Source organism: Labrys sp. HAY1-8F (assembly GCF_056754975.1).
The window spans coordinates 1,504,264-1,525,925 of sequence record NZ_JBPGWZ010000002.1; the positions used below are offsets into that span (position 1 = coordinate 1,504,264).

16 protein-coding genes are annotated in these 21,662 nt (G+C 63.8%); 9 read left to right on the forward strand and 7 right to left on the reverse strand.

The window, feature by feature from the left end; all coding sequences use genetic code 11:
- Positions 1–34: 34 nt before the first annotated feature.
- Positions 35–763 carry an SDR family oxidoreductase gene (locus ACR9ZN_RS15965; RefSeq protein ID WP_434957377.1) on the forward strand — a complete coding sequence of 243 codons (729 nt, stop codon included), beginning with the start codon at positions 35–37 and terminating at the stop codon, positions 761–763.
- Here ACR9ZN_RS15965 and ACR9ZN_RS15970 read toward each other — a convergent pair.
- The 3 genes from ACR9ZN_RS15970 to glgX form a co-directional block, all read right to left on the reverse strand.
- On the reverse strand, positions 714–1,652 hold the full coding sequence (locus ACR9ZN_RS15970; protein WP_481272651.1) for a LysR family transcriptional regulator: 939 nt from the start codon (positions 1,650–1,652) through the stop codon (positions 714–716). The two genes, ACR9ZN_RS15965 and ACR9ZN_RS15970, sit on opposite strands and share 50 nt — an antisense overlap.
- Before the next feature lie 173 nt (positions 1,653–1,825).
- The gene (locus ACR9ZN_RS15975) at positions 1,826–2,269 is read right to left on the reverse strand and encodes a hypothetical protein (RefSeq protein ID WP_454814976.1); all 444 of its coding nucleotides are present in this window, start codon (positions 2,267–2,269) and stop codon (positions 1,826–1,828) included.
- Positions 2,270–2,271: 2 nt separating this feature from the next.
- The gene (glgX, locus tag ACR9ZN_RS15980) at positions 2,272–6,108 is read right to left on the reverse strand and encodes a glycogen debranching protein GlgX (RefSeq protein WP_481272652.1); all 3,837 of its coding nucleotides are present in this window, start codon (positions 6,106–6,108) and stop codon (positions 2,272–2,274) included.
- Positions 6,109–6,307: 199 nt separating this feature from the next.
- Between glgX and ACR9ZN_RS15985 the strand changes: the two genes are divergently transcribed.
- Positions 6,308–7,243, forward strand: coding sequence for a lysophospholipid acyltransferase family protein (locus tag ACR9ZN_RS15985; protein WP_481272653.1), 936 nt, complete (start codon positions 6,308–6,310; stop codon positions 7,241–7,243).
- Between the two features lie 41 nt (positions 7,244–7,284).
- Here the strand turns inward: ACR9ZN_RS15985 and ACR9ZN_RS15990 are convergent, their stop codons facing one another.
- The 4 genes from ACR9ZN_RS15990 to glgB all read right to left on the reverse strand — a co-directional run bounded on the left by ACR9ZN_RS15990 (position 7,285) and on the right by glgB (position 14,418).
- Positions 7,285–8,913, reverse strand: coding sequence for an alpha-D-glucose phosphate-specific phosphoglucomutase (locus ACR9ZN_RS15990; RefSeq protein ID WP_454814982.1), 1,629 nt, complete (start codon positions 8,911–8,913; stop codon positions 7,285–7,287).
- Between the two features lie 240 nt (positions 8,914–9,153).
- On the reverse strand, positions 9,154–10,587 hold the full coding sequence (gene glgA, locus ACR9ZN_RS15995) for a glycogen synthase GlgA (protein WP_454816805.1): 1,434 nt from the start codon (positions 10,585–10,587) through the stop codon (positions 9,154–9,156).
- 56 nt (positions 10,588–10,643) lie between these two features.
- Positions 10,644–11,915, reverse strand: a complete 1,272-nt coding sequence (gene glgC / locus ACR9ZN_RS16000; RefSeq protein ID WP_434957383.1) for a glucose-1-phosphate adenylyltransferase — start codon at positions 11,913–11,915, stop codon at positions 10,644–10,646.
- Between the two features lie 229 nt (positions 11,916–12,144).
- On the reverse strand, positions 12,145–14,418 hold the full coding sequence (gene glgB, locus ACR9ZN_RS16005) for a 1,4-alpha-glucan branching protein GlgB (protein ID WP_434957384.1): 2,274 nt from the start codon (positions 14,416–14,418) through the stop codon (positions 12,145–12,147).
- 328 nt (positions 14,419–14,746) lie between these two features.
- Between glgB and ACR9ZN_RS16010 the strand changes: the two genes are divergently transcribed.
- From ACR9ZN_RS16010 to ACR9ZN_RS16040, 7 genes are all read left to right on the forward strand, one after another.
- Entirely contained in the window at positions 14,747–15,793 is a 1,047-nt protein-coding gene (locus ACR9ZN_RS16010; RefSeq protein ID WP_481272654.1) for a LacI family DNA-binding transcriptional regulator, read from the forward strand.
- Positions 15,794–15,889: 96 nt separating this feature from the next.
- On the forward strand, positions 15,890–17,539 hold the full coding sequence (locus ACR9ZN_RS16015) for an ABC transporter substrate-binding protein (protein WP_454814987.1): 1,650 nt from the start codon (positions 15,890–15,892) through the stop codon (positions 17,537–17,539).
- Positions 17,539–18,522: an ABC transporter permease gene (locus tag ACR9ZN_RS16020; RefSeq protein ID WP_481272655.1), complete on the forward strand. Its 984-nt coding sequence runs from the start codon at positions 17,539–17,541 to the stop codon at positions 18,520–18,522. The genes ACR9ZN_RS16015 and ACR9ZN_RS16020 overlap by 1 nt, the downstream gene beginning before the upstream one ends.
- The gene (locus ACR9ZN_RS16025; protein WP_481272656.1) at positions 18,519–19,409 is read left to right on the forward strand and encodes an ABC transporter permease; all 891 of its coding nucleotides are present in this window, start codon (positions 18,519–18,521) and stop codon (positions 19,407–19,409) included. Before ACR9ZN_RS16020 ends, ACR9ZN_RS16025 begins: the two co-directional genes overlap by 4 nt.
- Positions 19,406–20,218, forward strand: a complete 813-nt coding sequence (locus ACR9ZN_RS16030; protein ID WP_454814991.1) for an ABC transporter ATP-binding protein — start codon at positions 19,406–19,408, stop codon at positions 20,216–20,218. Before ACR9ZN_RS16025 ends, ACR9ZN_RS16030 begins: the two co-directional genes overlap by 4 nt.
- 5 nt (positions 20,219–20,223) lie before the next feature.
- A complete protein-coding gene (locus tag ACR9ZN_RS16035; RefSeq protein ID WP_481274361.1) occupies positions 20,224–21,171 on the forward strand; it encodes an ABC transporter ATP-binding protein in 948 nt (315 codons plus the stop codon).
- A 12-nt stretch (positions 21,172–21,183) separates the two neighbouring features.
- Complete coding sequence (locus ACR9ZN_RS16040) at positions 21,184–21,660, forward strand: GNAT family N-acetyltransferase (protein WP_454814993.1); 477 nt, start codon at positions 21,184–21,186, stop codon at positions 21,658–21,660.
- The last annotated feature ends 2 nt before the right edge of the window (positions 21,661–21,662 follow it).

Here is a 21,662-nt window from a genome sequence, read left to right on the forward strand (position 1 = left end):
CAGTTCCATCGGGATCGAAAGGAAACGCATCATCATGGACCTTGGACAATCGAGAATTCTTATCGCCGGCGGCAGTTCCGGCATGGGTCTGGCGCTGGCGCGGCGCTGTCTCAATGCCGGCGCGCGTGTCAGCATCGCCGGGCGCAGCGAAGGCAGGCTGGCCCAGGCCCGTACGAGCCTAGGGGAATCCACCGCCCTCGACACCATCGCCGTCGACATCACGCAGGAACGGCAGGTCGCGTCCTTGTTCGAGCGGATCGGCCCGCTCGATCACATCGTCAGCACCGCCGCGGACATCGAGGGCGCCTATGAGCTTCTGCCCTCACTCGATCTGAAGGCCGTCCAGAAGGCCGTGGAAAGCAAGGTCTACGGCCCCCTCCTCCTGGCCAAGCACGGTGCGGGCAAGCTTGCCCCGACCGGCTCCCTGACCTTCGTCTCCGGCATCGCGGCCTACCGCCCCCTGCCAAGGGGCGCGGCGGTCGCCGCCGTCAATGCCGCCTTGGAAGGGCTGGTCAAGGCCCTGGCGGTCGAGCTCGCGCCGCTAAGAGTCAACGCCGTCTCGCCGGGCTGGGTCGACACCCCGATCTGGACCTTCGTCGCCGGCGACAGGAAGGACGAGACCCTCGGTGCCATGGCCAGGAAATTGCCGGTCGGCCGGGTCGGCCGGCCCGAGGACATCGCCGATGCCCTCGCCTTCGTGATGGGCAACGGCTTCACGACGGGCTCGGTGCTGCATGTCGAAGGCGGGCATCGCCTGGTCTGAGCGCGTCGAGCCCAGTACTCGCCGAGGCCAGCAACTGCTTCAGGGCCGGCGGCTGCACCCGCCGCCGGCGCCAGATCATCACCAGATCCGCGGACTGGGCAGGCCCCGACCAGGGGAGTTCGGTCACCTCGCCCCGCTCCAATGCCTCGGCAACCGCCAGACGCGGCACCAGACCGAGCCCCGTTCCCGCTGCCACCAATCGGGCGATCGCACCGATGCTGCCGACTTCGGCCGCGAGCTTTGGCGCCGCAAGTCCCGCGGCGGCGAAAGCCACGTCGAACAAGTGACGGTAGACGCAGCCCGCCTCCGTCGCCACGAACCGCCTTGCGGCCAGAGCAGACAGCCCCTCGCCAACCGGCAGGGACGGCTCGCCGGCCGGTGCGATCAGGATCAGCGGCTCCCTGGAAATGCTGCGCCTGGCAAAACGTTCGTCGGCCTTGCCCTTGTCGAAACAGAAGGCGACGTCCACCTCGCCATCTTCCAGCTTGCGCAGGAGGTCATTCGTGCCCGCCACCGACAAGCGAAGCGCGATTTCAGGATGGACCTGCCCGAAGCGCGAGAGCCAGGCCGGCAGGCGGGTCGCCGCAATCGTCTCCAGAGCGCCGATCGACACCGCTCCCCGCTCCCGGCCACTGGTCAAAGCCACGGCGCTGTGCGCCTCGTCCGTCAGCATCAGGATCTGTTCGGCAAAGGGCTGCAGCGCCGCCCCGGCCGCCGTCAACTGCAAGCCTGAGCGCGAACGCGTGAACAAGGGCGTGCCGAGTTCGGCTTCGAGCGCCTGGATCTGGTCGCTCACGCTCGACTGGGCCAGATGCACCGCCTCGGCCGCCCGCGTGACATTGCGATGACGGGTGACGGCGAGAAAGGTCTTGAGCAATCTGGGATGCATGGCGTTCACAAGAGCAAAGTACGAGTTCTCCGAACCGCACTTTTACTCCAACTGATTGTCTCGACGCATCTTTGCGATTCCAGATGATTCCGTGAAATCACAAAATGCTTCAGGCTCTGTCTCGATCCGGCAGAAACCCTAACATAGGCAGGGCCCCCCTGTTGCCTGTCGGTTCAGCGGGCGAAAAGCCGGATACCAGAGGCTAGACAGAAAACGATACCGGACGCCAGTCCATAACTTGCCGACAACAAGATACCGTCGAGCTCGATGATTTTCGCAGGTTGACCGCGCAGCAACCAAGCATAGGCATACATCGTCGTCGGTCCCAACAACGTGCACCACGAACATAGCCTCACGGCAGACAGTGCCTGCCAACGCCGCAGCCATACTGCCATCGGAACAACCAGAACCAAGGTTACAGCATAGGTGAAAGGCAGGCCGAACAGGAGAAAGGCGGCAAAAACACCGGCTATCTGCGAGCTCGGGATATCGTCGTGCCCACCGACCACAAGCTCAAGCGCGATGAACAGGAGGGGAAGACCGCCAGGAACTGTCCAGGGACTGATCATGGCTCCCAGCGCCAGGCTTCTCTCATGCCGCTTGCCGGCCTGCGTCATGACTAAGCTGCCCGCCCCGCCTGCCGCATCGCCTCGAATACCGTCTTGGCCTCGTCGGTATCCAGCATGGCGTGGACATCGAGGTCGAGGCGGCGGCGCCAATTGGGATATTCGCGATTGGTCCCCGGCACGTTGACCGGCTCTGCCTCCCCGGCGAGATCCTCGACCTGCGCAGCGACAAGCCCCGAGGAAGCAGAGGCCAGGAAGCCGTGGATGGCGCCGACGAGCGCAGGCGTCAAGGTGCTCTCCTCGGTGCCGACGGCCTGCATTAGCGCCTGCCTGTCCTCGGCGCGTGCCGCCTCGGCATCATCGGCAACGGGCCGGCCGAGCGAGCGCTCCAGCGCGATGTCCGCGCCGCTCCACCAGCCGCGCAAAGTCGGCAGGTCATGCGTGGCGACGCAGGCCAGCGACGCGGCCGGATAGACGTCGGGGCGACGGAAGACCGCGCCGTCGCGCTCGAAGAACAGCACTCGGTAGGAATAGAGCTCGGCTTCAGCGAGCCGCTCGCGCAGGCCTTCCGGCACGGTGCCGAGATCTTCGCCCACTACCATGCAGCGATGGCGCTGGCTCTCCTCGGCCAGCACCTCCAGCATGCCTTCGAGCGGATAGGTCAGATAGGCGCCCTCACTGGCCGGTGCGCCGTCGGGCACCACGAAGAGGCGCGTCAGCGCCATGACGTGGTCGATGCGGAGCGCTCCGGCATGGCGCATATTGGCGGCGAGCAGCTCGCGATAATGGGCAAAGCCGCTCTGGCGCAGAGCCACCGGATCAAGCGGCGGAATATGCCAGACCTGGCCGCTGGCCGAGAAGGGATCGGGCGGTGCCCCGGCCGAAACCCCCTTGAGGAAGGCCTCGGGCGCCGTCCAGACCTCGGCACCATCGGGCGCTGCGCCGACGGCCAGGTCTCGGCAAAAGCCGATGGCAAGACCGTTGCGGCTGGCAGCGGCAAGCTGCTCCTCCGCCAGGAATTGCAGGTAGCCGGCGAAGTCGGCGGACTGCCTCAGTTCCGGGGACAAGGCCGCCGTCGACATCGCCGGGATAGCCGTCGAGCCGGCCAGCTCTTCCAGCGCCTGGAACAGCGAGAAACGGGCCAACGCCTCGCCTCCCGCGGCCTGGAAGGCTCGAAAGGTAGCCAGACGTGAAGGCCGTTCGGACAGGATGGCGAAGGCCTCCACCAGCGCAGCGCGCTTGTGGCGCCAGACCTCGGGCCAGTCGACCAGACGCCCAGTGGGCGGTGGGACCGTGAGCCGGCCTTCGAGTTCGGGCACGGCATCAAGGGCAATCAGGGCCGGATCGAGGAAGCGGCGGTCGGAGGGTTGATAGGGACTGGCCCGCTGCCGGTCGGACGGGAACATGGCATGGAAGGGATTGAGCGCGATCAGGCTGGCGCCTTTGCCGGCCGAGTCTTTCGCAAAGCTCTCCAGCGTACGGAAATCGCCGACACCCTGGTCTCCCTGCCGTCGCAGCGTATAGAGCTGGGCGGAAAGGCCAAAGCGCTTGCCGCCCTCGGCGAGCGCCGGCGGCAGATGGGCCCTGGCTTGCCCGTTCCCGATGGGAGCGCCGAGCGAGCGCAGATGGTCCAGGCTCTCGCGCGCCTGGGCGAGCGAATGGTGCGGCAGGCCCATGGCGGTGAGCAGAGCGCGCTTGGTGTCCTGGGAGACCAAAGTGTGGCGGCCGGAAACCTCCCACCATTCCGGCGCGATGCCCGCCGCCTTGGCCAGGAGTTCGATCACTTCTGGCGGTGTATCCCCGTCCCGCCGCGGCGCGCGGCCAGGCTCGGCGATGAACACGCCGACCGAGCGCGGCGCGAGTTCCATGATGTCGAAGGCACCGTAGAGCACCGGCGGTGCGAAGGCCTGATATTCGTCGCTGACATGCGCCAGCCGCCAAACTTGCCCGGGTGCAAGGTCGGGCAGGCGGGCATGAAGCGGTTCGGCGCCGGCATGGAACCAGATCAGCGCTTTCGTGCCATCTGGCCCCGTCAGGGCCATGCCGAGGCTGCGCAAAGCCGGATTGCCCCATTCATTATCCTGCAAAGGCTGGCCGCTCGGCCCGAGCCAGGTCACGTCGGACTCCCCCTCAGCCCCGTTGTCGGGATAGGGCTTGCCGGTCAGGAACGTGTTCACTTTCACCAGGGGCAGCGACTTGCGCAGGCGCGTCAGGCTTGCGACGAACTGGATCAGCGAACGATCGGCATTGGCCCAATCGATCCAGGTAATCGCATTGTCCTGCGCATAGGCATTGTTGTTGCCGCGCTGGCTGCGGCCAAGCTCGTCGCCCATGGCGATCATTGGCGTGCCACGCGATAGCAGGAGGCTCGCCAGCATGGCCCGGACATGGCTGCGCCTGAGCGATACGATCTCCGGCGCCGTGCTCAGCCCTTCGGCGCCATTGTTCCAACTTATCTCGCCCGCATGCCCGTCGCGATTGCCTTCGCCATTGGCTTCGTTGTGTTTGCCGGCGAAGCTCACCGTATCGGCCAGTGTGAAGCCGTCATGGGCCGCGACGAAATTGATACTGTCGGTGGGGCGGCGACTGCCGGGATCGAACAGATCCGAGGAGCCGGCCAGGCGCGTCGCCAGTGTGCCGATGCCGCCATCGCCGCGCCAGAACCGCCGGACATCGTCGCGGTAGCGATCATTCCATTCCGCCCACCCTTGCGGAAAATGGCCGAGCTGATAGCCCCCGAGACCGATATCCCAGGGCTCGGCGATCATCAGCCGGTTGCTGAGGACGGGATCGGCCGCAATGGCGGCGAACAAGGGCGCCTCTCGATCGAAGCCATCAGGCCGGCGCCCCAGCACCGGGGCGAGATCGAAGCGAAAGCCGTCAAAGCCGCCAGCCTCGGCCCAATGCCTGAGGGCGGCGAGAGTGAGGCCGAGGCCCGGCTCGCGATCGAGCGCCAGCGTGTTTCCGCAGCCGGTATCGTTGGCGTAGAAGCGCGGATTGTCGGCAAGCCGGTAATAAGACCGATTGTCGAGCCCGCGCAACGAATGGGTGCCGCCACGCTCCTCGCTTTCGGACGTGTGGTTGTAGACGACGTCGAGCAGCACTTCGAAACCGGCCTCGTGCAGCCGGTCCACCGTCTGCGCGATCTCGGCCATGCCGCCGGGAGCAAGGCGCGGGTCGGGCGCAAGGAAGCAGGCGGGATTGTAGCTCCAGTAGTTCCTCAGTCCGAGCGGCTCGAGATGCCGCTCGTCTATGGCGGCGGCGAGCGGCATCAATTCGAGCGTGGTGATGCCGAGTTCGGTGAAATGCGCGATCGCCGCCGGATGGGCCAGGGCCGCGACGGTGCCGCGCAGATCGGCCGGGATGCCGGGATGGGCCTGGCTGAAGCCCTTCACATGGACTTCATAGATGATGCGGGTTTCGGGCTTCACGCCGGAAGGACGGGTCTTGTCCGGCACTATCCGCTCCAGCACGGCTTTCGGCATGATCGCGGCGGTGTCGGTCTCGTCAAGGACGAGATCGTCCACGCCCTGTGCTCCCTTCACCGGCAAGGCGGAGGTCATGCCCTCGGGCAGGACGAGTCTCGTCGCATGGGGATCGATCAGGAGGCGCGCCGGGTTGAAGCGCAGTCCTTCCTCCGGGCGCCAGGGACCGTGAGCCCGCAGCCCATAGAGCTGCCTCTCCGCGAGGCCGCCGATACGGCCATGATGCACGGCACCGCTGCGGCCGGGGAGCGCGATCCTCTGGCTCTCGGTACCATCGGCATCGAACAGGCAAAGCTCGATCCGCTCGGCTTCGGCGGCGTGAACGGCGAAATTGACCTCTTTCCCGATCCAGCTCGCTCCAAGCGGAGCTTCCGTGCCGGGGTTCGCCATGCTTGAACGTGCCATACGGTCCTTGCCTCGATTGTCGAATGCCTGTCGTACTTTCCTGACATCTTGGACGATCAAAACGCAAAGGCTAGATGACAGGCCTCCGCTAAATTCTTGCCGTAGCGCCAGTTGCGCGTGGATCGAAGCCTGCCAATGTCCTTGCCGTGTGTTTTGCTATAGGAACATCCCGGCGCGATGGAGCGCCCTGAGGAAACCCATGGTTCGCGACAATGCCCACCCCGCCGGGGCCGAAGCCGTCCAGTTCACCTATGCGGATCCGACCTTTTCCAAGCCGAAACGCGCCCTGATCCGCGCCATCGAAAAGGTGACGGGGCAACCTCGGCTGAAGCGGCTCTATCTGGAGAACCAGCGCAACCCCGTGGCCGGCGAGACCTTCTTCGCCGCCGCGGTTCGCCAACTCCGGCTCGACGTCCAATTCGACAGAGCCCAACTCGACAAGATTCCGAAGACGGGCCCCTGCGTCATCGTGGCCAACCATCCTTATGGCGTTCTCGACGGCGTCACCATCGCCTGGTTGATCGGCCTCGTTCGCCAGGACTTCGTCATCCTCACCAACGCCGTGCTGCTGCATGCGCCGGAAACGCAGGCTTTTCTGCTCCCGGTCGATTTCGCGGAGACCGAGGAGGCGATGCAGACCAATCTGCGCACGAGGGCCGAAGCGCGCCGGCTGCTCGACCGCGGTGGCTGCGTGATCGTCTTCCCGGCCGGCGGCGTCTCGACCTCGCCCGACAAACTCGGCCGGCGTCCCGCCATGGATGCGCCCTGGCAGCCCTTCACGGTACAGCTTATCCAGCGCTCCAAGGCCACTGTGGTGCCGATCTTCTTCGGCGGCCAGAACAGCCGCCTCTTCCAGATCGCCAGCCACCTCAACCAAACCCTGCGCCTGTCGCTGATCTTCAAGGAGGTGCGCGATCGCATCGGCACGATCCTGCCGATCGCCATCGGCGATCCCATTGACGGGGCGGCCATCGCGGCCGCCAGCGATCGCAAGGCGGTCGCGATGGAGCTGATGCGCCGCACCTATGCCCTGGCGGGCCAGTTGACCGATGACCGCACCGCCAAGCGCATCGCCGCCGGCCTTCTCGAGCCGGTGGCGCTGGACCAGCCGAAGCTCTGCGCACCGCGAGGGTAGGACTACCTTCTCCCCTTGTGGGAGAAGGTAAATCACCCTCCTCAGGTCACCACGCTCGGCTCCGCCATGCCCGTCTTCTCGGCGATGCCGCTGAGCTGGCGCGCGACGGCGATGACATCGGCGAGGGCTGCCTGCGTCTCGATGCCGTGATGGGCGGGATCGGCTTCGTAGCGCTCGAGATAGACACGCAGCGTCGCGCCTTCCGTACCCGTCCCGGAGAGGCGGTAGACGATGCGCGAGCCGTTCTCGAACAGGACGCGCAGGCCTTGGTTCTTCGAATCCGAGCCGTCGACGGGATCGTGATAGGCGAAATCGTCGGCCGAAATGACCTTGAGCGCACCGAAGCTCTTGCCGGGCAGGCTGGGGATCTGCGAGCGGACTGCTTCCATCACCGCATTGGCGGCCTCTGTGGGCACGGCTTCATAGTCGTGGCGCGAATAATAGTTCCGGCCATATTTGGCCCAATGCTCGCGGACGATGTCGAGCGTGGGCTGGCGGCGCTTGGCCAGCAAGGTGAGCCAGAGCAGTACCGCCCACAGGCCATCCTTCTCGCGAACATGGTTCGAGCCGGTGCCGGCGCTTTCCTCGCCGCAGATGGTGACGCGGTCGGCATCGAGCAGGTTGCCGAAGAACTTCCAGCCGGTCGGCGTCTCGTAGATGCCCACCCCCATCGCCTTGGCGACCTGGTCCGCCGCAAGGCTCGTGGGCATCGAGCGGGCGATGCCGGAGATGCCCTTGGCATAGCCCGGCGCCAGATGAGCATGGGCTGCCAGGATGGCGAGGCTGTCGGAGGGCGTGACGAAGATGCCGCGGCCAATGATCAGGTTGCGGTCGCCGTCGCCATCGGAAGCCGCCCCGAAATCGGGAGCATTAGGCCCCATCATGAGATCGTAGAGATCCTTGGCGTTGACCGGGTTGGGGTCGGGATGATGGCCGCCAAAATCGGGTAGCGGCGTCGAGTTCACTACGCTACCTGGCGCTGCGCCAAGGAGATCCTCGATGATGCGGCGGGCATAGGGGCCGGTGATGGCCGACATCGCGTCGAAGCGCATGGTAAAGCCGGACTTGAACAGCTCCCGGATGGCATCGAAGTCGAACAGCTTGCCCATCAGCTCGGCATAGTCGTCGACCGGATCGACGACCTCGACGACGGTGTCGCCGATCGCAGTCTCGCCAAGCTGGTCGATGTCGAGATCCGGCACATCCGCGATCTTGAACTCGCTGATCGATTTGGTGCGGGCAAAGACGGCGTCGGTGATCTTCTCGGGCGCCGGACCGCCATTGCCGATATTGTACTTGATGCCGAAATCCCCGTCCGGCCCGCCGGGATTGTGGGAGGCAGAAAGCACGATGCCGCCGAAGGCCCCATATTTACGGATGACGGCCGAGACGGCTGGAGTCGACATCAGGCCGCCCTGTCCCACCTTGATGCGGCCGAAGCCCGCCGCTGCCGCCATCTTGAGGATGGTCTGAACGACTTCGCGGTTGTAATAGCGCCCGTCGCCTCCCACGATCAATGTTTTGCCGGCAAATCCTTCCAAAGTGTCGAAAATCGATTGCACGAAATTCTCGACGTAATGCGGCTGCTGGAACACCGGCACCTTCTTGCGCAAGCCGGACGTACCGGGCTTCTGGCCATCGAAGGGTTGGGTCGGGACAGTGCGGATCATAGTGAGGTTCCGGTTCTGGTTTATCCGAAGTTCGGTCGATCAAAGGCAAAGGCGCGATGCCCCTCACCTTACCTCTCCCCGTAAGAACGGGGCGAGGGGCGCCAAACGCGGCGTCTCGATACGAGACGTCTCGCCTGCTGGACAAGTCGCGACGTCGAAGTCCCCCTCGCCCCGTTTTCACGGGGAGAGGGTAAGGGTGAGGGGCAGCGCTACCCTTGAAAAGCTGTCGACAAGCCCCCCTCACCCCAAGAGCTCGCGATAAAGCTTGGCATAGCCGGCGGCCCTGAGATCCCAGGACTGGTCCAGCCCCATGCCACGGCGCTGCATCGCCTGCCATACGGGCTTGTCGTTGTAGAGGCCGATAGCCCTGGAAATGGCGTCGCGCAGCATGTCCGGCGTGATCGGCTGGAACTGTACGCCCGTGGCGGCCTTGAGCGTCAATGCGGCATCGTTGGCATCGACGATGGTGTCGGAGAGCCCGCCGACACGCGCAACCACGGGAACGCAGCCATAGCGCAGGCCATAGAGCTGGGTGAGGCCACAGGGCTCGAAGCGGGACGGCACCAAGGTCATGTCCGAGCCACCGAACATCAGATGCGAGAGCGCCTCGTCGAAGCCCAACACCGCGCCGACACGTCCCGGATGCTGGAGGCTGGCCTGGCGGAAGATGCCCTCCAACTCCCTGTCACCCGAACCGAGCAAAGCGAACCGCGCCCCCGAGGCAACCAGATGCGGCAGCGCCTCTGCGAGAATGTCGATGCCCTTCTGCCAGGTCAGGCGGCTGACCAGGCAGAACAGCGGGGAGTCGTCGTGATCGAGGCCGAAACGCTCTTCGAGCGCCTTGCGATTGCCCGCGCGCTTGGCGAGGGATTTGGCGTCGTAATTGACAGCGAGATTCGGATCGGTCTGGGGATTCCAGACCCGTTCGTCGATGCCGTTGACGATACCGGAGAGCACATCGGCGCGACCGGCTAGGAGGCCTTCCAGCCCCATGCCGGCTTCCGCCGTCTTGATCTCGGCAGCATAACGCGGCGAGACGGTGGTAATGCGGTCGGCAAAATGCAGCCCGGCCTTCAGGAAGCCGATCATGCCGTAATACTCGACGCCGTCCAGGGCGAAGGCCCGCTGCGGCAGGCCCAGGCTGCCGAGGATCGAGCGAGGATATTGGCCCTGGAAGGCAAGATTATGCACGGTGATCACCGATTTCGGCCTGACGGCCTCGGTGTAGTTGAGATAGGCCAGCGTCATCGCCGCCTGCCAGTCATGCACATGCACGATGTCGGGCCTGTAAGTCTTGACCAGCCCCTGGCAGATCTCGGCGGCGGCGCTCGACAGAGCGCAGTAGCGCTGGGGATTGTCGAGCCAGTCGCGCCCATCCGCGTCGACATAGGGATTGCCCGGCCGGTCGAACAGATGCGGCGCGTCCACGGCCAGAAGATCGAGCTCGCCGATCGACGCCCGCTTGATGGTCGTGCGACCGCCGAAGAAGCCCGGCAGCTTGGCCACCGTTTCCCATTTGTCGGCCGCGGCCATCACGGCCGGATAGCCCGGGATCACGGTCGTCACCACCACGTCATGGCCTTTCAAGGCGGCAGGCAGCGCGCCGACGACGTCGGCGAGCCCCCCCGTCTTGACCAGCGGATGGATTTCGGACGCAACGGCAAGAACTTTGATCATCGAGAAACTTTGATCATCGAGAAATTTCGGTCATCGAAAAATTGGGCCTGTCTTCACAGGTTCAGCTTGTCGATCATGGGCTGGGTGATCAGGCAGATACCCTTGTCGGTCCGCCGGAAACGCTTGGCGTCGAGTATGGGATCCTCACCCACCACCAAGCCTTCCGGAATCACCACGCCGCGATCGATCACCACATTCTTGAGGTGGGCCGAGCGGCCGATCTCGACATAGGGCAGGATCACGGCGCTTTCGACACTGGAAAAGGAGTTGATGCGCACGCCGGTGTAAAGCAGCGAGTGCTTGCATAGTGCCCCGGAGACGACACAGCCGCCCGAGACCAGCGAGGAGATCGCCGTGCCACGCCGTCCTTCGGCGTCATGCACGAACTTAGCCGGCGGCGTAATTTCGGCGAAGGTCCAGATCGGCCATTCCTGGTCGTAAAGGTCGAGCGCCGGGACGACGTCGGTGAGGTCGATATTGGCTTCCCAATAGGCATCCACCGTGCCGACATCGCGCCAATAGGACTCCTTTTCGTGCTCGGAACGCACACAGCTCGCCGGGAAACGGTGCGCCACCGCCTTGCCGTTCTTGACGATGTGGGGAATGATGTCCTTGCCGAAGTCGCGGCTCGAATTGGGATCATTGGCATCCCGGTTCAGCTCCTCCGTCAGGAACTTCATCGAGAACACATAGATACCCATAGAGGCCAGAGCCATCTCCGGATTGCCGGGAATGCCGGGCGGATCCTTGGGTTTTTCGACAAAGGCGACGATGCGATCCTTTTCGTCGACATGCATGACGCCGAAGCCGGTGGCCTCCATGCGCGGCACTTCGAGGCAGCCGATGGTGACGTCGGCGTTCTGCTCGACATGCTGCTTGAGCATCAGCTCATAGTCCATCTTGTAGATGTGGTCACCCGCGAGGATGACCATATATTCGACCCCTGTACCGTCGATGATGTCCAGGTTCTGGTAGACCGCATCGGAGGTGCCTCGATACCACATGTCCTCCGAAATGCGCTGGCTGGCTGGCAGGATGTCGAAGCTTTCGTTGCGCTCCGGCCGCAGGAAGTTCCAGCCTCGACTGAGGTGGCGGATCAGCGAGTGCGCCTTGTATTGCGTGGCCACGCCAATCCGACGGATACCCGAATTGATCGCGTTCGAAAGGGCGAAATCGATGATGCGACTCTTACCTCCGAAATAGACCGCGGGCTTGGCGCGCCGGTCGGTCAGTTCCATCAGGCGGCTGCCACGGCCTCCGGCCAGCACATAAGCCATGGCCGAACGTGCCAGCGGCCCACCCTTCGAATGCCTCGGTTCCGTCATACAGTTCCTCCCACTTGATAATCCCTGGCGCAAAGCGCGTTCCTGACTAAACGCTTTTTTGCTCCAACTCCCTGTTTCCTGGCCAATCCAACGGATTGGCCAGTGCGTCTTTGCGATTCTTGGCGATTCCGCCAAATCGCAAAACGCTTTGGACGCTGCTGCCTTCTTCTTCAGTCTCGGCCCTGTCGCGGCGTCGACTCTCAAAGACATGCAACGCCAACTTCCCGGTCTAGTTCCCCGCCCATTCCAGCATGATGGCCGTCAGGGGCGGTAAATTGATCCGCGCAGCCGCCGATTTTCCCTTCCAATCGCTAGCATATGCATAGGCTCCACCGGCATTGCCGCGATTGAGCCCGAAATAACGCTCGGAGTCGGTATTGAGAATTTCCCACCACTGCCCCGCCAGCGGCAGGGGCAGCAGATAGTCGTCGCGCGCGACGGGCGTCAGATTGGCCACCACCACGATCGGCATCGCATCGGTGGCATAGCGCGCCCAGGCGAACACCGAATTCGCATTATCGTCGACGACCATCCATTCGAAGCCGTCACCTTCGCAATCACGCTGATGCAGTGCCGCGCGGCCGCAATAGAGATGGTTGAGGTCGCGGACGAGGTCGCTCAGCCCCTTGTGCGGGCCATATTGCATCAGGTCCCAGTCCAGCCCGACATTCTCGTTCCATTCGCGGCGCTGGCCGAAATCCTGTCCCATGAACAACAGCTTCTTACCGGGATAGGCCCACATCAGCGCGTAGTAAGCCCGAAGGGTCGCGAATTTGTCGCCGTCCATACCGGACATCTTGTTGACGATGGAATTCTTGCCGTGGACCACTTCGTCATGCGAGAGCGGCAGCACGAAATTCTCGGCAAAGGCGTAGATGAGACCGAAGGTCAGATCGTCATGGTGATATTGGCGGTAGACCGGCTCGCGCTGCATGTAGCTGAGCGTGTCGTGCATGAAGCCCATGTTCCACTTGAAACCGAAGCCGAGCCCGCCATCATGCACCGGTTTCGACACGCCGGGCCAGGCGGTGGATTCCTCGGCGATGGTCATGACGCCGGGATGGGCCGCATAAACCTCCGTGTTCATGCGCTGCAGGAAGGCGATGGCATCGAGATTCTCGCGCCCGCCATGGATGTTGGGAAGCCATTCCCCATCCCGGCGCGAATAATCGAGATAGAGCATGGAGGCGACGGCATCCACGCGCAGCGCGTCGATATGGTAGCGCTCCAGCCAGAACAGGGCGTTGGCTATCAGGAAATTGGCGACTTCGCGCCGGCCGAAATCGTAGATCGCCGTGTTCCAATCGGGATGAAAGCCGCGCCGTGGATCGGGATGTTCATAGAGCGCGCTGCCATCGAACCAGGCAAGGCCATGCGAGTCGGTCGGGAAATGCGCGGGCACCCAGTCGAGGATCACGCCGATCCCGGCGGCATGGGCACGGTCGACGAAACGGGCGAACCCCTCGGGCGAACCGAAACGGCTTGATGGCGCGAACATGCCCGTCGGCTGATAACCCCAGGAGGCATCGAGGGGATGCTCCGTCACCGGCAGCAATTCGATATGGGTGTAGCCCATGTGCACGGCATAGGCGATCAGTTCGTCGGCAAGCTGGTCGTAGCTGAGGAAGCGCTGTTGCTCGCCCCGCTTCCAGGAACCGAGATGCACCTCATAGATCGACATCGGCGCCCGCCTGGCATCGCGATGCGCCCGCTCTTCGAGCCATTGCTGATCCGTCCAGACGAAAGGCTCCGATGAGACGACCCTCGAGGCCGTGCCCGGTCGCAATTCGCTGGCAAAGGCGAAGGGATCGCTCTTCAGCGGCAGCAGTGCGCCGTTCGGCCCGATAATCTCGTATTTGTAGTAGGCGCCGACGCCGACGCCCGGCAGGAAGATTTCCCACACGCCAGTGTCGACGCGTTTGCGCATGGGATGGCGGCGACCGTCCCAATCGTTGAAATCGCCGACGATCGATACCCGCCTGGCATGCGGCGCCCAGACGGCGAAATGCGCACCCTCCATATCGCCATGGCGCAGGGGGCGGGCACCGAGCTTGTCCCACAGCCGCAGATGCGTGCCTTCCGTCAGCAGATAGTCGTCGACCTGTCCCAGCAGCGGCCCGAAGCGATAGGGATCTTCGACCTCCCACTGCCCGCCAGCATTGACGGCACGCAAGCGATAGATCCCGACGCTGTCGGGCACCAGGCCTTCGAAGACGCCATCGCCATGCCGCCGCTCCAGGGCGACAGGCCCGACCAGATTGGGTGCAAGCACCGACAGCGTCTCGGCATTGGGGATGAAGGCACGAATGACCAGACCAGCCGGCGTCTCATGCGGACCGAGCACGGCGAATGGATCGGCATGGCGTCCCGCCGCGAGCGCCGCGACTTCCACGTCCGACAAACGCCAATCCGCTGTCTTGCCGCGGCTGGCCGGCCGCTTGGCCAAGGGCGCCGGCTTTACGGCTCTGGCGGTGGGAGCGTTCGTCTTCGTTGTTTTTGCCAAGCGCCGCGACCCCTTTTCGGACTGGATCGAAACGCCTGTCTTGCCGGGGATCAGGCGTCTTCCTGTGATCCTCTCGAACACAAGCTAGGGCTTTTGCTACACCGGTCAACGATTAAACGCAGCCTGCCCAAATGGGTTATGCCGGGAACCCCGCAGGGTGAAAAATTTGGTTGTTCCGCCTCAAAGCAACCCGTCGGCGGACTTCGTACAACCGCCGGCGCGGCTGCCTCAGGAAGGACCAGCCGAAAATCCATGGGGAGATTTGACATCGTCGCAAACATGCGTTCTAGATATGGGATCGATCCCATAATGAAGCTGCGGAGCCTTCGTGGCCACGATCAGAGACGTATCCAGGCGCGCCGGTGTTTCGCGATCGACGGTATCGCGGATCATCGCCGGCAATGGTTATGTCTCGGACAATGCCCGGCAGGCGGTGGAAGCGGCCATCGCGGAACTGGGCTACCGGCCCAACACCATGGCGCGGGGGCTGCGCTCCAATCGCTCGGAGATCATCGGCGCGGTCGTCGTCAACGTCGCCAGCCCCTTCTACGCTCAGATGGTCGGTGGCATGCAGAGCGTATGCCGGGCTGCCGACAAGTCGATCCTGCTCGCCAGCGGTTATGCCCAGGCGCATGAGGAATCGCAGGCGATCCTGGAATTGATCGACCGTTCCTGCGACGGCCTGATCCTCTATCTCGAAAATGCCGTGAGCGACGAGGTCAAGGACGTGGTGGCCAAGGCCGATATTCCAATCGTGGCGATCGGCGGAGAGCCGACCTCGCTCGCCTGGGCGAGAGTGGGCATCGACAACTACAATGGCGCTCTCGATGGCATGCGCTACCTGCTGACCATGGGTCACCGCGACATCGCCTATTTCGCCGGCACGCCCACCTATTTCGACACGCGCGAGCGTCTGCGCGGCATCGACACCGCCCTGGCGGAAGTCGGCATGAGCCGGGCCGACATCTATCTGGAAGCCGGCGATTACAAGGAACGCTTCGGCTACGAAGCGACGGAACGGCTGCTGGCGTCGGGCCGGAAGGTCAGCGCCATCTTTGCCGGCGACGACGATATTGGCGCCGGCGTCCTGCTGGCGCTGCGGCACCATGGCGTCAAGGCGCCGGAACAGATCTCCCTCCTCGGCTTCGACGACAATTTCCACGCGAGGCATCTCACCCCGTCGCTGACGACCATACGCCAGCCGACGGAGATAGCCGGTCAGACGGCTGCAAGACTCCTGCTCGGCATGATTGCCGACAGGAACTTCGTTCCGGATGACGTCGTCATTCCCGCCGAACTGATCGTTAGGGAAAGCGTCGTCCATCCTTCGGCAAGACATCAGACGGACCACGCCGTGGAGGCAGCAAGAGTGTAGGAAAGCTCATCCCGATCTGTGCCGAGCACCGGCCGGGATGAGTTCTGTCAATGACCATAAATAAATGTGGGATCGATCCCATAACAGAGGTGGAACATGAGACGCATCCTGATTGCTTTATGTGCGAGCAGCATCATCGGCAGTGCCTCGGCGGAGGCATTGCTCACCATGCATATCGAGGAGCAGACCAGCTGGGTGCGCAATTTCAACCCGTTCGACGCAGCCGGGCGCCGGCAGAGCACGCTCGACTTCATCTACGAGCCCCTGGTCATCTTCAACGCCTATGACAATGGCAAGCCGATCTATCGCCTGGCCACCGGCTACAAATTCTCCGATGACCTGAAGTCCGTCACCTACACCATCCGCGACGGCGTCAAATGGTCGGACGGGCAGCCATTGACCGGCAAGGACGTCAAATTCACCTTCGACCTGATGATGAAGAACCCTTCCATCGACATCGTCGGAGTCGGCGCCGCGGTACAGTCGGTGGAGCTGCCGGCGCCCAACCAGGTCAAGGTCAATCTCAAGGACATCGATTCCCAGTTTCCCGAGTCTCTCGCCGATTTCACAGTCGTGCCCGAGCATGTCTGGAAGGATGTGGGCGATCCCTTCGCCTACAAGAACGAGAACCCCGTCGGCTCCGGCCCGATGACCGAAATCCGCCGCTTCACCCCGCAGGTCTACGAGCAATGCCGCAATCCCAATTACTGGGATGCCGGACATCTGAAGGTGGACTGCCTGAAGCTGCCGCAGATCAGCGGCAACGACCAGATGCTCGCGACCTTGCCGGAGGGAAACATCGACTGGTTCGGCTCGTTCCTGCCGGAAATCGACAAGACCTATGTCTCGCTCGATCCCAAGCATAATGGTTACTGGCAGCCCTCGGCCAACACCGTTTCCTTCGAGATGAACCTCAAGACCACCAATCCAGGCAACAAGGCGGCCTTCGACGACATCAAGTTCCGCCAGGCCGTCAGCCTGCTCATGGACCGCAAATCGATGGTCGATATCGCCGGCTTCGGCTATCCGAAGGTCAATCCCCACGCCACCGGCCTGCCGCTGCATTTCGACAATTGGGCCAATCCACAGGCCCAGCAGGGTCAGGACGCCTGGATGGCCTATGACATCGACAAGGCCGGCAAGCTCCTCGACGACGCAGGCTACGCGAAGGGATCGGATGGCTTCCGTAAGACCCCGAAGGGCGAGCCGATCGCCTTCACCGTCGCCGTGCCGAATGGCTGGACGGACTGGATCGACGCGGTGCAGATCGGCGTGGAGGGCCTGCGCAAAGCCGGCATCAACGCCTCGGTGGCCACGCCCGAATACGAGCAGTGGAACAAGCAGATCGTCGAAGGCAATTACGATACGGTATTCCAGTCCCGGCCCGATGGCCCGACACCGTTCCGTGCCTATTACCAGACCCTTGCCACCCCCTATGTCGGCCGGTCGTCCTTCGCCGCCTCGCGCTATACCAATACCGAGCTCGACAAACTGTTCGAGGACTATAAGCGCGCCTCCAAGGAAGCGGATTTCAGGGCAATCTTCGACAAGATCCAGCTCCACATCGCCGACAACTTCCCCATGGTGCCGCTGTTCAACGGCCCGACCTGGTATCAGTACAGCTCGAAGCGTTTCACCGGCTGGGTAACCAAGGATGATCCCGCGATGAATCCTGAGAACCATGACGACAACCGCATCAGGCTCATGCATCTGTTGCGCCTGCAGCCGGTCGCGAACGCCAACTGATGCGGCTCTCATCCCGCCGGCTGGCGGTCTATGGCACCGCTTTCGTCTTCGCCATCCTAGTCAGCTTCCTGCTGCCGCGGCTGATGCCCGGCAGCCCGGTCGACGGGATGATCGCCCAGCTCGGCCCGCGCGCCACGCCCGCGGCCGTCGACGCCATCCGCGCCCGCTTCGGCGCCGTGGATCAATCCTATTGGCATCAGTTCATCGACTATATCAAAGGCTTGGCTACGTTCGATCTGGGGGTATCGGTCAAATATTATCCCCAGACCGTCACCGAAGTCCTTGCCCGCTCCGCCGGCTGGACCGCCTTCCTGGTCTTGGGTGCCATCACCTTCTCGCTCATCGTCGGCGTCCTGCTCGGTGCACTGGCGGCCTGGCGGCGCGGCGGGCGCTTCGACACCATCGTCTCGCCGCTGGCCATCGTGATGAAATCGGTACCGCCGGTGGTGATCTGCCTGTCGATCCTGTTCGTCTTCGGCGTGTCCCTGCGCTGGCTGCCGGTGGGTTATGCCTATGATCCGTCCCTCGATCCGTCCTTCTCGCCGAGCTTCATCGGCAGCGTCCTCCTCCATGCGGCCATGCCGGTGCTCGCCCTTTCCCCTGCGCTCATCGGCGAATTCCTGACCACCATGCGCACCAGCATGATCTCGGTTCTGGGGGAGGATTACGTCACCATGGGACGGGCCAAGGGTCTGAGGGAAATGGCGGTGATGTTCAATTATGCCGCCCGCAACGCCCTGCTGCCCGTGCTCACCAACCTCGCGCTGATCCTGGGCGCGGTCTTCGGTGGCTCCATCGTCACCGAGATCGTCTTCAACTATCCGGGCCTGGGCCTGACGCTCTACACGGCCAGCGTGGCGCGCGACTATCCAGTCATCCAGGGCCAGCTCCTGCTGATGACGCTGGCGACGCTCGGCGCCAATCTCCTGGTCGACCTCATCTATGGCGCGATCGATCCGCGCATCGAGGAGGCCCGGGCATGACGGCCGTCCTGAAACAGAAGAAAGCCGTCGTCGGCCTCGTCATCGTGGTGCTGTTGTGCCTGATGGCCCTCCTGGCGCCGGTTCTGGCCCCCAACGATCCGGCGGCCCGTGTCGGCCGCCCTCACCAGCCGCCCAGCGCCGAACACGTGCTCGGCACCACCAAGATGGGGCGGGACGTCTTCAGCCAGTTTGTCTGGGGGGCGCGCTCCTCCCTGACGGTGGGGTTTGCCACAGGCCTTGCCATCACGGCGCTGGGTACGCTGCTCGGCCTGATCGGCGGCTATACCGGTGGACGTACCGACAACGCCCTCGACCTCCTCACCAATGCGGTGCTGGTCATACCCAACATACCGCTCCTGATCCTGCTCGCTTCCTTCGCCGGCAAGGTCGGCCCCGTCGCCATCATGAGCATCATCGCCCTGACGTCCTGGCCGTGGGGCGCTCGCATGACGCGCTCCCAGATGCTGGCGCTGCGCAACCGTGAATTCGTGGTTGCCGCGCGCATGATCGGCGAACCGAGCTGGCGCATCGTCTTCGTCGAGATCCTGCCCAACCTTCTGCCGTTGCTGGCCCTCAATTTCGTCGGCAGCGTCATCTACGCCATCGTCGCCCAGACCACGCTTGAATATCTCGGCTTCGGCGACCCGCTGAACGTCAGCTGGGGCACCATGCTCTACAATGCGCAGAACTCCTCTGCCATCATCGTCGGCGCCTGGTGGGACATCGCCACGCCCTGCATCGGCATCATGCTGGTCGGATTCGGCCTGTCGCTGCTCAACTTCACCTTCGACGAGATCGCCAATCCGCAATTGCGATCGGGCCCCGCCCTGACCCGCTGGCTGCAGCTCAGCAACCGGCGCAAACGCCTGTCGAGGAGCCGATCATGAGCGAGGTACTTCTCGACATCCAGAATCTGAGCGTCGACTATCTGCTCGACAAGGGAGCCTTCCATGCGGTCAGGCAAGTCTCCTTCCAGATCCGGCGCGGCGAACTCTTCGGGCTTGCCGGCGAATCCGGCTGCGGCAAGAGCACGATCGCCTATGCCATCACCCGCCTGGCCAAGCCCCCGGCCCTGACCACGGGCGGCCGCATCCTGCTGAACGGCCAGGACATCCTGACCTTGCCGGAGGACGAGCTCAGACGCATCCGCTGGCGCAAGATCGGCATGGTCTTCCAGAGCGCCATGAACTCCCTCAACCCGCTCTTGCGTGTGGAGGCGCAGTTCCACGACGTGCTGCGGCTTCACAAGGGCTATTCGCGGGAACAGTCGCGCGCCAGGGCGGAGGACATGTTTCGCCTGGTCGGCATTCCCGTCGATCGCCTGGGCCATTATCCGCACCAGTTCAGCGGCGGCATGCGTCAGCGCATCGTCATCGCGATCTGCCTCGCCCTCCATCCCGAACTGATCATCATGGACGAGCCGACCACCGCACTCGACGTCGTGGTGCAGCGGGAAATCCTGGAACAAATGGTGGATTTGCAGCAAAGCCAGGGCTTTTCGGTGCTCTTCATCACCCATGACCTGCATCTGATGGCGCAGATCTGCCACCGCATCGGCGTGATGCTGAAGGGCGAACTCGTGGAGGTCGGCGATACCAGCCAGATCAGCATGGCCCCCAGGCACGACTATACCCGCAAATTGTGGAGCGCCATCCCGGCCCTGCCGGTGGCCCGCCATCTCGAGGGGAGCCTTTGATGAACATGCTGGCTTCCCCGACCCGTTTGCAGCCGGCGACTGCCCCGATCATCCGGCTGGAGAACATCACCCGCTCCTACGGGATCGTGCAGGCCCTGCGCGGCATCACCCTGTCGCTTGTCCCCGGAAAGGCGCTGGCTCTGGTCGGCGAATCCGGCTGCGGCAAGACCACCTGCGCCCGCATCATCGCCCGCATGGACCGGCCGAGCGGGGGAACGCTGCACTTCCACAACCGGAACGTCACGCAACCCGGCACCCACGAGGAAGAAAAAGCCTATCGGCGCGCGGTGCAGATGGTGTTCCAGGATCCCTTCGCCTCGCTCAACCCGGTCTTTTCCATCGGTCACCACCTCATCCGGCCCCTGCTGCTGCATGGCCATGCCCGGGGACGCGCCGAGGGCCAGGCAGGCGTGAAGCAGCTTTTGGAGAGCGTCGGCCTCGATCCCGAGGTGACGATCGGCAAATTCCCGCACCAGCTCTCCGGCGGGCAGCGCCAGCGGGTCATCATCGCCCGCGCCATTGCGGTTCGCCCACAGGTCCTGCTGGCGGACGAGCCCACCTCGATGCTCGACGTCTCGATCCGGCAGGGCATCCTCGACCTGCTTGCCGGCATCAAGCGGGAGCGCAATCTGGCTGTGCTTTACATCACCCATGACATCGCCACGGCCGCCCATGTCGCGGAGGAGATCGTCGTGATGTTCGCGGGGCAGATGGTGGAATGGGGCGATGCCCTGGCGGTGATCACCAATCCGCGCCACCCCTACACCAAGCTGCTGCTCTCCGCGGTTCCCGATCCGAACCGCCCGTTCATCCCGGGCCAAAGCAGCGCCTTTCTCAGCCGAGCCGAAGACATTCGCCGCATTTCGCGCCCCGCCTCGAACACGATCGAGCAGGCAGGCCCGAACCATTTCGTCCGGATAGCCGGATCTCCAGAACAGAACGCTTCAGACTGAACAGGACTTTGCATGGACCTTCTCGTCAAACTCTACGACCTCGTGCCGAACAAGGTGTTGGACACCCGCCTCGACGACGCGGGCATCACGCTCCGGCGTGCCCTCCCCCCGGAGCTTGCCGCAATAACGGAGTGGATCCGCCGGCATTTCACCGCCGGCTGGGCCAGCGAGGCGACCGTAGCTCTCTGCCGCCAGCCGGTCTCATGCTTCATTGCGGTCAGGCAGGGACAATTGCTCGGTTTCGCCTGCTACGACGCTACCGCCCGGGGGTTCTTCGGCCCCACCGGCGTGAACGAGGCCGAACGCGGCCGCGGCATCGGCCATGCCCTGCTTCTCGCCTGCCTCAATGACATGCGTGCGCAGGGCTATGCCTACGCCGCCATCGGCGATGTTGGGCCGGTGGAATTCTATGCCCGCACGGTCGGCGCGACACCGATCGCCGATTCCACGCCCGGCATCTTCGCCGGCCTCCTCAAAGCTTCCAGTTGATC

Bases quoted from the DNA above. Each gene is read 5' to 3' on its own strand.
- ACR9ZN_RS15965 (WP_434957377.1), top strand. From the start codon at position 35: ATGGACCTTGGACAATCGAGAATTCTTATCGCCGGCGGCAGTTCCGGC.
- ACR9ZN_RS15970 (WP_481272651.1), bottom strand. From the start codon at position 1,652: ATGCATCCCAGATTGCTCAAGACCTTTCTCGCCGTCACCCGTCATCGC.
- ACR9ZN_RS15975 (WP_454814976.1), bottom strand. From the start codon at position 2,269: ATGACGCAGGCCGGCAAGCGGCATGAGAGAAGCCTGGCGCTGGGAGCC.
- glgX (WP_481272652.1), bottom strand. From the start codon at position 6,108: ATGGCACGTTCAAGCATGGCGAACCCCGGCACGGAAGCTCCGCTTGGA.
- ACR9ZN_RS15985 (WP_481272653.1), top strand. From the start codon at position 6,308: ATGGTTCGCGACAATGCCCACCCCGCCGGGGCCGAAGCCGTCCAGTTC.
- ACR9ZN_RS15990 (WP_454814982.1), bottom strand. From the start codon at position 8,913: ATGATCCGCACTGTCCCGACCCAACCCTTCGATGGCCAGAAGCCCGGT.
- glgC (WP_434957383.1), bottom strand. From the start codon at position 11,915: ATGACGGAACCGAGGCATTCGAAGGGTGGGCCGCTGGCACGTTCGGCC.
- ACR9ZN_RS16015 (WP_454814987.1), top strand. From the start codon at position 15,890: ATGAGACGCATCCTGATTGCTTTATGTGCGAGCAGCATCATCGGCAGT.
- ACR9ZN_RS16020 (WP_481272655.1), top strand. From the start codon at position 17,539: ATGCGGCTCTCATCCCGCCGGCTGGCGGTCTATGGCACCGCTTTCGTC.
- ACR9ZN_RS16025 (WP_481272656.1), top strand. From the start codon at position 18,519: ATGACGGCCGTCCTGAAACAGAAGAAAGCCGTCGTCGGCCTCGTCATC.
- ACR9ZN_RS16030 (WP_454814991.1), top strand. From the start codon at position 19,406: ATGAGCGAGGTACTTCTCGACATCCAGAATCTGAGCGTCGACTATCTG.
- ACR9ZN_RS16035 (WP_481274361.1), top strand. From the start codon at position 20,224: ATGCTGGCTTCCCCGACCCGTTTGCAGCCGGCGACTGCCCCGATCATC.
- ACR9ZN_RS16040 (WP_454814993.1), top strand. From the start codon at position 21,184: ATGGACCTTCTCGTCAAACTCTACGACCTCGTGCCGAACAAGGTGTTG.